This window comes from Pseudomonas sp. LRP2-20, assembly GCF_024349685.1.
Classification (GTDB): domain Bacteria; phylum Pseudomonadota; class Gammaproteobacteria; order Pseudomonadales; family Pseudomonadaceae; genus Aquipseudomonas.
The window spans coordinates 1,040,618-1,054,560 of record NZ_AP025944.1 but is presented as its reverse complement, the minus strand read 5'-3'; the positions used below and the strand labels follow the sequence as shown (position 1 = coordinate 1,054,560).

Annotated in this window: 11 protein-coding genes; 9 read left to right on the top strand and 2 right to left on the bottom strand. The window is 63.6% G+C overall.

The window, feature by feature from the left end; translation table 11 throughout:
- Positions 1-39 precede the first annotated feature (39 nt).
- Together OCX61_RS04540 and OCX61_RS04535 are read right to left on the bottom strand one after the other, a co-directional pair.
- Complete coding sequence (locus OCX61_RS04540; RefSeq protein WP_079229623.1) at positions 40-600, bottom strand: response regulator transcription factor; 561 nt, start codon at positions 598-600, stop codon at positions 40-42.
- The gene (locus OCX61_RS04535) at positions 600-1,856 is read right to left on the bottom strand and encodes an ATP-binding protein (protein WP_085673641.1); all 1,257 of its coding nucleotides are present in this window, start codon (positions 1,854-1,856) and stop codon (positions 600-602) included. Before OCX61_RS04535 ends, OCX61_RS04540 begins: the two co-directional genes overlap by 1 nt.
- 196 nt (positions 1,857-2,052) lie before the next feature.
- Here OCX61_RS04535 and OCX61_RS04530 point away from each other — a divergent pair, with 196 nt between their 5' ends.
- From OCX61_RS04530 to OCX61_RS04490, 9 genes are all read left to right on the top strand, one after another.
- On the top strand, positions 2,053-2,769 hold the full coding sequence (locus tag OCX61_RS04530; protein WP_261942781.1) for an SIMPL domain-containing protein: 717 nt from the start codon (positions 2,053-2,055) through the stop codon (positions 2,767-2,769).
- 389 nt (positions 2,770-3,158) lie between these two features.
- Complete coding sequence (locus tag OCX61_RS04525; protein WP_261942780.1) at positions 3,159-4,784, top strand: ABC transporter substrate-binding protein; 1,626 nt, start codon at positions 3,159-3,161, stop codon at positions 4,782-4,784.
- 153 nt (positions 4,785-4,937) lie between these two features.
- Positions 4,938-6,530: an ABC transporter substrate-binding protein gene (locus OCX61_RS04520; protein WP_261942779.1), complete on the top strand. Its 1,593-nt coding sequence runs from the start codon at positions 4,938-4,940 to the stop codon at positions 6,528-6,530.
- 234 nt (positions 6,531-6,764) lie between these two features.
- Entirely contained in the window at positions 6,765-8,144 is a 1,380-nt protein-coding gene (locus OCX61_RS04515; protein ID WP_261942778.1) for an OprD family porin, read from the top strand.
- Between the two features lie 73 nt (positions 8,145-8,217).
- Entirely contained in the window at positions 8,218-9,813 is a 1,596-nt protein-coding gene (locus tag OCX61_RS04510; RefSeq protein WP_261942777.1) for an ABC transporter substrate-binding protein, read from the top strand.
- A gap of 74 nt (positions 9,814-9,887) precedes the next feature.
- Positions 9,888-10,898, top strand: a complete 1,011-nt coding sequence (locus OCX61_RS04505; protein WP_027920247.1) for an ABC transporter permease subunit — start codon at positions 9,888-9,890, stop codon at positions 10,896-10,898.
- A 10-nt stretch (positions 10,899-10,908) separates the two neighbouring features.
- On the top strand, positions 10,909-11,835 hold the full coding sequence (locus OCX61_RS04500) for an ABC transporter permease subunit (protein ID WP_261942776.1): 927 nt from the start codon (positions 10,909-10,911) through the stop codon (positions 11,833-11,835).
- A 10-nt stretch (positions 11,836-11,845) separates the two neighbouring features.
- Positions 11,846-12,814: an ABC transporter ATP-binding protein gene (locus OCX61_RS04495; protein ID WP_261942775.1), complete on the top strand. Its 969-nt coding sequence runs from the start codon at positions 11,846-11,848 to the stop codon at positions 12,812-12,814.
- The gene (locus OCX61_RS04490; protein ID WP_261942774.1) at positions 12,814-13,782 is read left to right on the top strand and encodes a peptide ABC transporter ATP-binding protein; all 969 of its coding nucleotides are present in this window, start codon (positions 12,814-12,816) and stop codon (positions 13,780-13,782) included. The genes OCX61_RS04495 and OCX61_RS04490 overlap by 1 nt, the downstream gene beginning before the upstream one ends.
- Positions 13,783-13,943 lie beyond the last annotated feature (161 nt).

Sequence of the window (13,943 nt, the reverse complement as noted above, 5' to 3'; positions counted from 1 at the left end):
TGTGGGAGCGGGCTTGCCCGCGAAGAGGCAGACAGCCATTCAGCGGCGAACAGGGCGCTTCTGCAATTTGCGCTGCAAGGTCCGGCGGTGCATGCCCAGCGCCCGCGCGGTGGCGGAGATATTGCCCTCGTGCTCGTTCAGCACGCGCTGGATGTGCTCCCATTGCAGGCGGTCCACCGACATCGGGTTTTCCGGCACCAGGGAGTCCAGGTCGGCATGTTCCGACAGCAGTGCTGCCAGCACGTCGTCGGCGTCGGCCGGCTTGCACAGGTAGTTGCAGGCACCGCGCTTGACCGCCTCGACGGCGGTGGCGATGCTCGAGTAACCGGTCAGGATCACCACGCGCATCTCCGGGTCCAGCTCCAGCAGCTTGGGCAGCAACACCAGGCCCGAGTCGCCTTCCATCTTCAGGTCCAGCGTGGCGTAGTCCGGCAGGTCCTGCTGGGCCAGGATCAGGCCTTCCTCGGCGGAACCGGCCGTGCTCACGCGGAAACCGCGGCGGCTCATGGCGCGGGCCATGACCCGGGTGAAGGTGGCGTCATCGTCCACCAGCAGCAGGTGCGGCAGCTCTTCGCCTTCGACCTGGTTTTCTTCGCTCATCATTCATCTCCTCGCTTGCCATGGGGCAGGCGCAATTCGGTCAGGGTGCCACCCTGTTCATGACTATAGAGTTTCACCGAACCGCCCGCACGGGTCACGCTGGCTTTGCTCAAGAACAGGCCCAGGCCGAAACCTTTGCCTTTGGTCGTAATGAAGGGTTTGCCGATCGCTTCGGCAATGGCCGGCGGCACGCCGGGGCCATGGTCGCGGATGCTGATCAGAATGTCCTGGGCATCCCAGTCAAGGGTCACCTGCAGGTCATCGGGGCAGGCATCGGCGGCATTGTTCAGCAGGTTCAGCAGCGCCTGGGTCAGGTCCGGTGGCGGGGTCAGGCGCGGCACCTGGCCGTCGCGCAGGCGCTGGAAGCGATAGCTGGCCTCCGGGCGCATCAGGTGCCAGCGGTTCAACGCCTCGTCGAGCCAGGCGGTGACATCCTGCTCGACCACCGCCAGGCGGCGGTTGGCCTCAGCGGCGCGCACCAGTTGCTGCAAGGTTTCCTTGCACAGCTTGACCTGGTCCTGAAGGATCTGCAGGTCTTCCTGCAGCAGCGGGTCGGTGTGGTCCTGGCGCATTTCATTGAGCAGCACGCTCATGGTCGCCAAGGGTGTGCCCAGTTCGTGGGCGGCGCCAGCAGCCTGGGTGGCGACGGCCAGCAGTTGCTCGTCACGCAGGCTTTCTTCGCGGCGCTCGGAACGCAGTTGCTCCTGGCGGCGCAGTTCTTCGGCCATGCGCGCGGCGAAGAAGGTGATCACGGCGGCGGCCAGGGCAATACTCAGCCACATGCCGTAGACCTGCATCTTGTCCCGCGCCATCGGCAGCCCCTCGAGCGGGTAGAACTGCACCAGCAGCAGGCTGTAGGCGGTCAGGGCGATGCCCGAGAGGATCAGCGAATACAACCACGGCAAGGTCACTGCGGCAATCGCCAGCGGCACCAGGTAATAGGACACGAACGGGTTGGTCGAGCCGCCGGAGTAATACAGCAAGGCGCTGTGAATCAGCAGGTCGCAGGCCAGCTGCAGGGCGTATTCAGTTTCGGTGACCGGCAGCGATAGGCGCAGGCGCAAGGCGGTGAAGGCGCAAAGGATCGACGACAGCGCCAGGGTGGCGGCCAGCGACAGCCAGGGTAGCGGCAGCAGGTCGGTCCAGTAGGCGACGCCCACGGAGCCTGCCTGGGCGGCCAGGACCAGAACGCGAATGACAGTCAGGCGCCAGAGGTTCTGGCGTGTTGCGGATAACGGTTGTGCGGCGGCGAGCATGCGCTCTCCCGATGAGTGCTCAATCGGCTGAAGTATACCGAAGCCGGGCGCCCCGCTGCAGCGATGCGGCAAAGCGCCACACTTTGTCACAAGTTCATAGTGGCACTTTTGAACCCACTACACTGCTCCGGGTCTGATGGGCCATGCGTGGAATGGATGGCCAGACTCCACGCCCACTATTGCCAAGGAGTAACACATGCACATCCCACGTCGCGGCGCGGCCCTGATCATGTCCTGCGGCCTGCTCGCCAGCCTGCCGGCACTGGCGGCCGACGAGCCGCGCTTCAACCAGGTATCGCTGCGCGCCGAAGTCAGCAAGGAAGTGGCACGTGACCTGATGGTCGTGACCCTCTACAGCGAAGCGCAGAATACCGACCCAGGCAAGCTCGCCAAGCAGATCACCGAAACCATGAACAAGGCCGTGCAGCAGGCACGCCAGGTCAAGGACGTGAAGATCAGCCAGGGCAGCCGTAACAGCTACCCGGTTTATGACAGCAAGGGCCAGAAGATCACCGGCTGGCGCGAACGCGCCGAGCTGCGCCTGGAAGGTGCCGACTTCCCGGCCCTGTCCCAGCTCACCGCAGACCTGCTGCAGGACCTGAAGATGGGTGGCATGGACTTCTCGATTGCCCCGGCCACGCGCAAGGCCAGCGAGGATGAGCTGCTCAAGGACGCGGTGAATGCGTTCAAGGCCCGTGCGCAGCTGGCCACCGAGGCGCTGGGGGGCAAGGGCTATAAAGTGGTCAGCCTGAACCTGAACAGTTCCGGGTATCCGCGCCCTTACCTGCGCAGCGCCCCAATGGCGATGAAGGCCATGGCGGCCGATGAAGCGGCACCGGCGCCGGATATCGAGGCCGGCACCAGCGAAGTCAGCATGAATGCTGATGGCCTGATCGAAGTGCAGATGCCTTAAGCCGATAAGCAGTACCTGTGGGAGCGGGCTTGCCCGCGAAAAAGGCGACACGGTGCCTGGCACCGGCTTGGCCGGAGTTCGCGGGCAAGCCCGCTCCCACAGGAACCACGGGTGAAATTCCCGAAACAGAGAAATTTCCTACGCACCATATAGGTGCTTCCTACACACTCCCCCGCCCCGAAATATCCCGCAAAAAGCCATCATTTCGCCTGCGCAAACGTTCAACTTCGCTGAAAGTTATACGAATGCGACATTCATGTACGCTCGTACTACTTTTCTGACGCCAACTATCCTTGTGCCTGTTGCATTGGGAATACCCCCTGCATAAGTATCCGCAGGTCGGCTCACGAGGCCACCTCAAAATCAAAAATGACAACAATGAGGCCACCATGCTCAAACACGCAGTCATTCCGTTCCTGCTAGGTGCAGGCTTGCTCGCTGGCGCTCCGCTGGCCCACGCCGCGTCCAACCTGGTGTTCTGCTCCGAAGGCAGCCCGGCCGGCTTCGACCCGGGGCAATACACCACCGGAACCGACTTCGACGCCTCGGCCGAGACCGTGTTCAACCGCCTGACCCAGTTCGAGCGCGGTGGCACCGCGGTCATCCCGGGCCTTGCGACCAAGTGGGACGTGGCTGAGGACGGCAAGACCTATACCTTCCACCTGCGTGAAGGGGTCAAGTTCCACACCACCGACTACTTCAAGCCGACCCGCGCATTCAACGCCGACGACGTGCTGTTCACCTTCAACCGCATGCTCGACAAGAACCACCCCTTCCGTAAGGCCTACCCCACCGAATTCCCGTACTTCACCGACATGGGCATGGACAAGAACATCGCCAAGGTGGAGAAACTCGACGATCACACGGTGAAGTTCACCCTCAATGAAGTGGACGCCGCGTTCATCCAGAACCTGGCCATGAGCTTTGCCTCCATCCAGTCCGCCGAGTACGCCGACCAGTTGCTCAAGGACGGCAAGGCCGCCGATATCAACCAGAAGCCGATCGGTACTGGCCCATTTGTGTTCAGCAAGTACCAGAAAGACGCGCAGATCCGCTTCAAGGGCAACAAGGACTACTGGAAGCCCGAGGACGTGAAGATCGACAACCTGATCTTCGCCATCACCACCGACGCCTCGGTGCGCATGCAGAAGCTGAAGAAGAACGAGTGCCAGGTCACCCTGTTCCCGCGCCCCGCCGACATCGAGCCGCTGAAGGCCGACAAGAACCTGCAGATGCCGCAACAGGCCGGCTTCAACCTCGGCTACATCGCCTACAACGTGATGGACAAGATCAAGGGCAGCAACGAGCCTAACCCGATGGCCAAGCTTGAAGTGCGCCAGGCCCTGGACATGGCCGTCGACAAGAAGAAGATCATCGAATCGGTCTACCAGGGCGCCGGCCAGCTCGCCGTCAACGGCATGCCACCGACCCAGTGGTCCTACGACACCAGCATCAAGGATGCGCCGTACGACCCGGAAAAGGCCAAGGAACTGCTCAAGAAAGCCGGCGTCAAGGAAGGCACCGAGATCACCCTGTGGGCCATGCCCGTACAGCGCCCATACAACCCCAACGCCAAGCTGATGGCCGAGATGCTGCAATCGGACTGGGCGAAGATCGGCATCAAGGCCAAGATCGTCAGCTACGAGTGGGGCGAGTACATCAAGCGATCCAAAGGCGGCGAACAGGGCGCCATGCTGATTGGCTGGAGTGGCGACAACGGTGACCCGGACAACTGGCTCGGCACCCTCTACGGTTGCGACGCCATCGACGGCAACAACTTCTCCAAGTGGTGCTACAAGCCCTACGACGACCTGATCAAGCAGGCCAAGGCCACCTCCGACCAGGGCAAGCGTACCGAGCTGTACCAGAAGGCCCAGCACATCCTCAAGGAGCAGGTGCCTATCACCCCGATCGCCCACTCCACGGTCTACCAGCCGATGAGCACCAAGGTGAAGGACTTCAAGATCAGCCCATTCGCGTTGAACTCCTTCTACGGCGTCAGCGTGGACAAATAGGGTAGGTCCCGGCCCCCGCCGATCGACGGCGGAGGCCACCTCACCACCATCAAGCATCTCGTGCCCACTCCGACGCTATCCGCGACGGAGTCGGCAAACTGTTGCCGTCATTCGTACCCCGAGGCGGCGTAAACAGCTGGAAAAGGAACCGCCATGCGCCACGTCACTCGCCTTTCGACCCTACTGGCCCTCGGCCTGCTGAGCCAGGCCCCTGCCCTTCAGGCCAAGAACCTGGTGTTCTGCTCCGAAGGCAGCCCGGCCGGCTTCGACACCGCCCAGTACACCAGCGCCACCGACAACGATGCCGCCGAACCGATCTACAACCGCCTGGTGGAATTCGAACGCGGCGGCACCGCCGTGCACCCGGCGCTGGCGACGAAATGGGAAGTCTCCGACGATGGCCTGCGCTACACCTTCCACCTGCGCGAGGGCGTGAAGTTCCACGCCAACAAGGCCTTCACGCCAAGCCGTGACTTCAACGCCGACGATGTGCTGTTCACCTTCAACCGCATGCTCGACAAGGACCAGCCATTCCGTAAGGCCTACCCCACCGAATTCCCCTACTTCGTCAGCATGGGCCTGGACAAGAACATCGCCCGGGTCGAGAAAACCGGCCCGATGACCGTGGTGTTCAGCCTGAACAAGGTCGACGCCGCATTCATCCAGAACCTGGCGATGAGCTTCGCCTCGATACTCTCTGCTGAATACGCCGAGCAGCTGCTGGCCAGCGGGCGCCCCAGCGACATCAACCAGCAACCGATCGGCACCGGGCCGTTCGTGTTCCAGCGTTACCAGAAGGACTCGCAGATCCGCTTCAAGGGCAACAAGGATTACTGGGCGCCAGATGAAGTGAAGATCGACAACCTGGTGTTCTCGATCAACACCGACCCGTCGGTACGCATCCAGAAACTGCGCCGCAATGAATGCCAGGTCACCTTGCACCCGCGCCCGGCCGACCTGCCGGCGCTCAAGGCCGACGGCAAGCTGCAGGTCATGCAGCAGCCGGGCTTCAACCTTGGTTACATCGCCTACAACACCCAGCACCCACCGTTCGACCGCCTGGAAGTGCGCCAGGCCATGGACATGGCGGTGAACAAGCAGGCCATTCTCCAGGCGGTGTATCAGGACTCCGGCCAGCTGGCGGTCAATGCCATGCCGCCGACCCAATGGTCCTATGACAACAGCCTCAAGGACGCGCCCTTCGACCCGGAAAAGGCCAAGCAGCTGCTGCAGCAAGCCGGGGTCAAGCCAGGCACCGAGATCACCCTGTGGGCGATGCCCGTGCAGCGCCCGTACAACCCCAACGCCAAACTGATGGCCGAGATGCTGCAGTCCGACTGGAACAAGCTCGGCTTCAAGGTGCGCATCGTCAGCTACGAATGGGGCGAATACCTCAAGCGCATGAAGAGCGGCGAGCACGACATCGCTCTGATCGGCTGGACCGGCGACAACGGTGACCCGGACAACTGGCTCGGCACCCTCTACAACTGCGACGCCATCGGCAGCAACAACTATTCGCTGTGGTGCGACCCGCAGTACGACAGCCTGGTCAAGCAGGCCAAGCAGGTCACCGACCGCGAGCAGCGCACGGCGCTATACCAGCAGGCCCAGCAGCGCCTCAAGCAGCAAGTGCCGATCACCCCGGTGGCGCATTCCACGGTGAACCAGCCGCTGAGCATCAAGGTGGCCGATTTCAAGGTCAGCCCGTTCGGGCGCAATAACTTTTCCGGTGTGAGTGTTGATTGAGCAATAGCCCTTACCGGCCTCTTCGCGGGACGAGCCCGCTCCCACAGGCACAGCACAAGCTTGCAGATCTCAGGAAATCTGTGGGAGCGGGCTTGCCCCGCGAAAGGGCCGGCACAGCCAACACAACGCCCCGATTTTGCCCGGCAACCCCGGGCAACCCTGGCAACACCGCAGCAAGCAACCCGGCCCACAAGGCCAGGTGATAACTAAAAGAACAGAAAGGGAGCTTTAACCTTGAGACTATTCACCTTGACCGCTTTGGCCTTATCCATCGGCACCTTTTCCGCCGTGACAGAGGCCGACACCCAGAGCCAGGACTACGTCCCGTTCAGCCTCAAATCCAGCAGCGAACAGGACCAGGCCAACGGCTTCATCGACGGCCAGAGCCTGTCCGGCAGCACCCGCAACTGGTACGCCCACGAACGCGCCACCCGCGCACCACTGTGGAAGTACTACAAGGGCGACGGCACCCGCCACGACACCCACAGCCGCGACAACTGGGTGCAGGGCACCATCCTCAACTACAGTTCGGGTTTCACCCAGGGCACCGTCGGCTTTGCCGTCGAGGCCGCCGGCTACAACGCCATCGCTCTGCAGCAGGGCCGCGCCGCAATCGCCGGGCCGAACAACCGAACGCTCACCCACAGCGACGGCGACCCGGTCGGCCAGTGGAGCAAGATGGGCCTGGCCAACGTCAAGGCACGTGTCTCCAACACCACCCTCACCGTCGGCCGCCAGTCGGTGGATACGCCGATGATCGCCTACATCGGCAACCGTGCGCTGCCGTCGAGCTTCCAGGGCGCGTTCCTGCACAGCGCCGAGTTCGACAACCTGTCGATCGACCTGGGCACCTTCGACCGCGTTTCGCCACGTACCGAACAAAGCCTGAGCAAGTTCCGCAGCGAATACGGCGCCACCGGCGTCGAGACCGACCGCGCCAGCACCGCCGGGGTCAACTACCAGCCGTTCAAGAGCCTGACCACCAGCCTGTACGCCACCAAGGTCGACGACTTCTGGAACCAGTACTACTTCGGCGCCAACCACGTACTCGGCGACAACGCCGTGCTCGCCCTGACCACCGGCCTGAACTACTACAAGACCGTGGACGAAGGCAGCAAGAAGATGGGTGAGATCGACAACGACACCTACAGCCTGTCGTTCGGCCTGACCCACCAGGCGCACACCCTCACCGCGTCCTGGCAGCAGGTCAACGGCAACGAGTACTTCGACTACCTGCACGAAACCAACGGCATCTACCTGGCCAACTCGCTGCTGTCGGACTTCAACGGCCCCAACGAGAAGTCCCTGCAGCTTTCCTACGTGCTGAACATGGCGCCGTACGGCGTGCCGGGCCTCAAGTTCAACCTGTACAACGCCCGCGGCTGGGGCATCGACGGCACCCACTACCGGGGCACCGCCTATGACGTGAACGGCCTGGACGGCGAAACCCACTACGAGTGGGGCATCGGCACCAGTTACGCGGTGCAGAGCGGGCCGTTCAAGGACACCAGCATCCGTGCCACCTACACCGCACACCGCGCCAGCAAGGCCCAGGCCGATGGCAGCCTGGACGAGTTCCGCGTGGTCACCACCATTCCATTCAACATTCTCTGACCGATGGCGCCACGGCCCGCTTCAACCCGGGCCGTGGCGGCTACGCTGGAATCAATGCATGCAGGGAGTTTCCATGACATCGCTACCGCTCCGCGCTGCCCTGGCAGCGGTCATCCTGGGCGCCGCTGGCAACCTCGCGGCCAAACCGCTGGTGGTCTGCACCGAAGCCAGCCCGGAAGGCTTCGACATCGTCCAGTACACCACTGCGGTCACCGCCGATGCTTCGGCCGAGACGGTGTTCAACCGCCTGGTCGACTTCAAGCCCGGCACCACCGACATTCAGCCGGCCCTGGCCGAACGCTGGGACATTTCGCCCGACGGCCTGACCTACACCTTCCACCTGCGCCAAGGGGTCAAGTTCCACACCACCGAGTACTTCACGCCGACCCGCACGTTCAACGCCGATGACGTGCTGTGGAGCCTGAACCGCCAGCTCGACCCGAACCACCCTTGGCACGCCAGGACCAGTGTCGGCTACCCGTACTTCGAAAGCATGGCCTTCAAGGACCTGCTCAAGTCGGTAACCAAGACCGACGACCACACCGTGGTGATCACCCTCAGCCGCCCGGAAGCGCCATTCCTGCGCGACATGGCCATGGCCTTCACCTCGATCTACTCCGCCGAATATGGCGACCAGCTGCTCAAGGCGGGCAAGACCGGCGACCTCAACAGCAAGCCGATCGGCACCGGCCCGTTCATCTTCCAGCGCTACAACAAGGACGCCCAGGTTCGCTACAAGCCCAACCCGGACTACTTCCGTGGCAAGCCGCCTGCCGACGCGCTGATCTTCGCCATCGCCACCGACAGCAACGTGCGCCTGCAGAAACTGCGTGCCAACGAGTGCCAGGTGGCGCTGTACCCCAAGCCCGATGACGTACCGTTGATCAAGCAAGATCCGAAACTCAAGGTCGACGAAATCGAAGCCCTGGTCACCGGCTACATCTCGATGAATACCGAACACAAGTACCTGAGCGACGTGCGCGTGCGCAAAGCCATCAACATGGCCTTCGACCGCCAGACTCACGTCGACCAGCTGTTCGGCAAGGGCAACGCGCTGGTCGGCGTGAACCCGTATCCGCCGACCATGATCGGCTACAACACCGAGAACAAGAACCCGCCCCGCGACCTGGCCAAGGCCCGCGAGCTGCTCAAGCAGGCGGGCGTGCCGGAAGGCGCGGTGATCACCCTGTTCACCCGCAACGGCGGCGGCCCGACCAACCCCAACCCGCGCCTGTCCGCCGAGATGCTGCAGGCTGACCTCAAGCAGATCGGCCTGAAGCTGGATATCCGTGTGATGGAATGGGCCGAAATGCTGCGCCGCGCCAAGAAGGGCGAGGCCGACCTGGTGTCCACCGGCTGGGCCGGCGACAACGGAGACCCGGACAATTTCCTCAGCCCGCTGCTTAGCTGCGACGCCGCCAAAAGCGGCGAGAACTATGCACGCTGGTGCAATGCCAAATTCCAGGAACTGATCACCCGCGCTCGCGAAGTGATCGACAACGACGAACGCGCCAGGCTCTATGCCGAGGCTTTGAAGGTGTACGATGACGATCAACCCTGGATCAGCATGGCCCATCCGAAGATGTTCACCGCCATGCGTGACAACGTGGAGGGCTACGTGATCAACCCTCTGACCAACAACAACTTCGCCACCACCAAGGTGAAGTAGAACAACAACGATCGCCGGGATCCCGCACGGGCACCGGCGACACTGCGTGACCTGCTGATGAGGTAACCCCGACAATGTTGAGTTTTATTGCCCGGCGCCTGGGCCTGCTGATACCGACCTTCTTCGGTATCACCTTGCTGACCTTCGCGCTCATACGCCTGATCCCCGGCGACCCGGTGGAAGTGATGATGGGCGAACGCAGGGTCGACCCCGAAATGCACGCCCAGGCCATGGAGCGCCTGGGCCTGAACAAGCCGCTGCCGGTCCAGTACCTGGACTATGTCGGCAAGCTGGCCCACGGCGACCTGGGTGAATCGCTACGCACCCGCGAGAGCGTGTGGACCGAGTTCCTCACCCTGTTCCCCGCCACCCTGGAACTGGCCCTCGCCGCCTTGCTGTTCGCCGGCGTCGTCGGCCTGCTGGCCGGGGTGATCGCCGCACTCAAGCGGGGGTCGCTGTTCGACCACGGGGTGATGGGCATCTCCCTGGCCGGCTATTCCATGCCGATCTTCTGGTGGGGCCTGATCCTGATCATGTTCTTCTCGGTGAGCCTGGGCTGGACCCCGGTTTCCGGGCGCATCGACCTGCTCTACGACATCGAGCCGAAAACCGGTTTCATGCTCATCGACACCCTGCTCAGCGACGAGGAAGGCGCGTTCAAGGATGCGGTGATGCACCTGATCCTGCCAGCCATCGTGCTCGGCACCATCCCGCTGGCGGTGATCGCCCGCATGACCCGGTCGTCAATGCTCGAAGTGCTGCGCGAGGATTACATCCGCACCGCCCGCGCCAAGGGCCTGTCGCCGGCCCGCGTGGTCTTCGTGCACGGCCTGCGCAACGCGTTGATCCCGGTGCTGACGGTGTTCGGCCTGCAGGTCGGCACGTTGCTGGCCGGTGCCGTACTGACCGAAACCATCTTCTCCTGGCCGGGCATCGGCAAATGGCTGATCGAAGCCATCGGCGCCCGTGACTACCCCGTGGTCCAGAACGGCATCCTGTTGATCGCCTGCCTGGTGATCCTGGTCAACTTCGTCGTGGATATCCTCTACGGCCTGGCCAACCCACGCATCCGTCATCAGCGCTGAGGCCTTCGCCATGACTAGCCCGATTCCGAAATCCGTCACACCGGCCAGCCCGGTGGACCAGAGCCTGCTCTACCCCTCACCCTACAAAGAATTCTGGCACGCCTTCTCGCGCAACAAGGGCGCGGTAATGGGCCTGGCCTTCATGTGCCTGGTGGTGTTCTGCGCGCTGTTCGCGCCGTGGGTCGCCCCACATGACCCGAGCGAGCAGTACCGCGACTTCCTGCTGACCCCGCCAGTGTGGCTCGAAGGCGGCAACTGGCAGTTCATCCTCGGCACCGACGAACTGGGCCGCGACCTGCTGTCGCGGCTGATCCAGGGCGCGCGGCTGTCGCTGCTGATCGGCCTGTCGTCGGTGGTGATGTCGCTGATTCCGGGGATCCTGCTGGGCCTGCTGGCCGGCTTCTTCCCGCAGGTGCTCGGCCCCTCGATCATGCGCCTGATGGACGTGATGCTGGCGCTGCCGTCACTGCTGCTGGCCGTGGCCATCGTCGCCATCCTCGGCCCAGGCCTGATCAACACGGTGATCGCCATCGCCATCGTTTCCTTGCCGTCCTACGTGCGCCTGACCCGCGCTGCAGTGATGGGCGAACTGAACCGCGACTACGTCACCGCCGCACGCCTGGCCGGTGCCGGGCTGCCACGACTGATGTTCGTCACCGTGCTGCCCAACTGCATGGCGCCGCTGATCGTGCAGGCAACCTTGAGTTTCTCCTCGGCGATCCTCGACGCCGCCGCGCTGGGCTTCCTCGGCCTCGGTGTGCAACCGCCAACCCCCGAGTGGGGGACCATGCTGGCCTCGGCCCGTGACTACATCGAGCGCGCCTGGTGGGTGGTGAGCCTGCCCGGCCTGACCATTCTGCTCAGTGTGCTGGCAATCAACCTGATGGGCGACGGCCTGCGCGATGCGCTGGACCCGAAACTCAAGAACGCCGCCTGAGGAGAACGCCATGTCACTGTTGCAGATCAACAACCTGAATGTGCGCTTCGGCGACGCCAATGCAGTCCCTGTGGTCGACGGCCTGGACCTGGCGGTGGAGGCTGGCGAGATCCTGGCCATCGTCGGCGAATCCGGCTCGGGCAAATCCGTCACCATGATGGCCCTGATGGGCCTGATCGACGCCCCCGGGCGTATCACCGCCGATGCGCTCACCTTCGACGGCACCGACATGCTCAAGCTCAGCCCCCGCCTGCGGCGCAAGGTGGTGGGCAAGGACATCGCCATGGTCTTCCAGGACCCGATGACCGCGCTCAACCCCAGCTACACCGTGGGTTACCAGATCGAGGAAGTGCTGCGCCAGCACCTGGGCCTGAAGGGCAAGGCCGCGCGCCAGCGTGCCCTGGAGCTGCTGAAGAAAGTCGAGATCCCGGCTGCGGAAAGCCGCCTGGATGCCTACCCGCACCAGCTGTCCGGCGGCATGAGCCAGCGCGTGGCGATCGCCATGGCCATCGCCGGCGAACCCAAGCTGCTGATCGCCGACGAACCGACCACCGCGCTGGACGTGACCATCCAGGCGCAGATCATGGAGCTGCTGGTCAACCTGCAGAAAGAGCGCAACATGGCGCTGATCCTGATCACCCACGACCTGGCCGTGGTCGCCGAAACCGCCAGGCGCGTGTGCGTGATGTACGCCGGCCAGGCCGTGGAAGTCGGCCAGGTGCCGGAGCTGTTCGACGTGCCTGCCCACCCTTACAGCGAAGCGCTGCTGGCGGCGATCCCCGAGCACAGCGTCGGCGCCGAGCGCCTGGCCACCCTGCCCGGCATCGTCCCCGGCCGCTATGACCGCCCGGCTGGCTGCCTGCTGTCACCGCGCTGCCCGTACGTGCAGGACAACTGCCGGCACCAGCGCCCGCCCCTCGACCCACAGGCACACAGCCTGGTGCGTTGTTTCTACCCGCTGAACCAGGAGGTGGCGTGATGGCCGTCGTTCTCACTGCCCGGGAGCTGACCCGGCATTACGAAGTCTCCCGCGGGCTGTTCAAGGGCCACGCCCTGGTGCGGGCGCTCAATGGTGTGTCGTTCGAACTGGAGGCCGGCAAGACCCTGGCCGTGGTCGGTGAGTCCGGCTGTGGCAAGTCGACCCTGGCCCGTGCCCTGACGCTGATCGAAGAACCTTCTTCCGGCTCGCTGCAGATCGCCGGCACCGAGGTCAAGGGCGCCAGCAAGGCCGAGCGCAAGCAGCTGCGCCGCGACGTGCAGATGGTGTTCCAAAGCCCCTACGCCTCGCTCAACCCACGGCAGAAGATCGGTGATCAGCTGGCGGAGCCGCTGCTGATCAACACCTCGCTGAGCAAGGCCGAGCGGCGCGAGAAAGTGCAGAAGATGATGGAGCAGGTCGGCTTGCGCCCCGAGCATTACCAGCGCTACCCGCACATGTTCTCCGGCGGCCAGCGCCAGCGCATCGCACTGGCACGGGCGATGATGCTGCAGCCTAAGGTGCTGGTGGCGGACGAGCCAACCTCGGCACTGGACGTGTCGATCCAGGCCCAGGTGCTGAACCTGTTCATGGATTTGCAGAAGGAGTTCAACACCGCCTACGTGTTCATCTCGCACAACCTGGCGGTGGTGCGGCATGTGGCCGATCAGGTGCTGGTGATGTACCTGGGGCGGCCGGCGGAGATGGGGCCCAAGGCGGATATCTACGAGAAGCCGCTGCATCCGTATACCCAGGCGCTGCTGTCGGCGACGCCGGCGATTCACCCGGACCCGCTGAAGCCGAAGATCCGCATTGCCGGGGAACTGCCCAACCCGCTGAACCCACCGGATGGCTGTGCGTTCCACAAGCGTTGCCCGTATGCGACCGAGCGGTGTGCCAAGGAAGTGCCGGCGCTACGGCAAGTGAGTACGCGGCAGGTGGCCTGCCACTATGCGGAGCAGTTCCTCTAGCTCGGTATGAGATTCTTCGCGGGTAAACCCGCTCCCACAGGTGTTTCACAGCATTCGAAATCTGTGCGGTCCCTGTGGGAGCGGGTTTATCGAGGCGTCGAACCGCCGCGAAGGGCCGCACAGCGGCGCAAAAAATCTCAATGCATAAAGAACCAGATCAG